At 46.9% G+C, this 1,373-nt stretch carries 1 protein-coding gene; it reads right to left on the reverse strand.

Annotation, left to right across the window (positions count from 1 at the left end; all coding sequences use genetic code 11):
• Positions 1-131: 131 nt before the first annotated feature.
• Positions 132-1,208, reverse strand: a complete 1,077-nt coding sequence (locus tag ABIB42_RS25880) for a DUF6708 domain-containing protein (RefSeq protein WP_429249213.1) — start codon at positions 1,206-1,208, stop codon at positions 132-134.
• Between the last annotated feature and the right edge of the window lie 165 nt (positions 1,209-1,373).

Raw genomic sequence — 1,373 nt, forward strand, 5'->3', positions numbered from 1 at the left:
CAACCAGTTCGCTATCATGTTCGGCGAGCGCTTCACGAACGCAATTATCTAACTCTGAATTCTGGCCCCGCACACAGAATTTCTGACAGGTCCGAGACCGCTGATCCATATGCGGCGCAAGAAACCAGCCTTCATCTCATCAATTGAGTCGAGGGATAGCTGGGCCTCAACTTCAGTCTGCCGTCGCTGATCTTGCGCGGCCGGAATTCCACTCCGGCTGCCGCAGCAGCTTCGGGATATACGGCAACCCGATCGCCGCTCCGATTGCCAGTTATAGCAAACGGGTCATCAACCTCGACTTTACAATCTGCCTCGACTTCGCTTGGCCACTCAGGAATTTTACTGGTCCACATTGCGAAGATCCGATTCAAGCTGAAAATTGCACAAAGCGGCAACGTCATTAAGTAGATCGGAACATATACGCCTGCAATATTTGCAAGCATTCGTTCGATACCGATTCGAATGCTTTCTTTTTTTCCATCCAGTGGCATACAGAACTGGACTTGGTTAGAAACTGCCTCGGGGCCTTCCTCCATGTACCGTCTTATGAATTCCCAATGTGCTCGGAGGAAGTCGAACTTTGATAGCCTGCTAGGACGTTGACCATTATGGTCTAGATACAAGAGGCCAGTATAACTCAGGGAAAATGTTCTCTGTATAAGCGACGTTTTCGGATCAAGAATATGACCACGAATCTCCCACTCATGCAACCGCGGCATATGACCTAGCGTAAAAAATATTTCATCCCAAGGTGTGCTACTCACTGTTCCGTCGGTGTGAAAAACATGGACAAGCCGCTTCTTGCGATTAAATCTTACTGGATAATGCGTAAACGAGAACCAATCTTTACGTAAAAGCCATATTCCAATGAGGAACATTGGCATGAGACTTGATGTTAGTATCAATACAGTCTCGATACCGGATGGTTGTAATTTCAACCCATCACTCTTAGTGAGAGCTTCCATGATCGCTGTCCCAACTATTACTAAAACAGTCACTATCGCCGGCAGAGCGAATACTGAAAGGCTGCCTCGCCAACCATACCATTTATCTACAGATTCGAGAAAAGTAGAATTCATCTTTATCACGCAAAGGTGGCTGTATGGCTCAATATCCAACTTCTCATTCTGCGCTAGCCGATTATCCAGCTCCTCCTTACTAAGAGGTCGATTGACACGATATTTAGGAAGCAATCCAAAATAGTTCATCGGTATCCTCACTTGAACGCTTGAGCCAACTGCTCTTGTTCAATTTTCATGCTAATGTAGCGCTGGTTTAGGACCTGTCAGAAATTCTGTGTGCGGGGCCAGAATTCGTAGTTAGATAATCGCGTTCGTGAAGCGCTCGCCGAACATGATGGCGAACTGGTTGGC

The sequence above is a fragment of the Massilia sp. UYP32 genome (assembly GCF_050434365.1).
GTDB lineage: Bacteria > Pseudomonadota > Gammaproteobacteria > Burkholderiales > Burkholderiaceae_D > Telluria > Telluria timonae.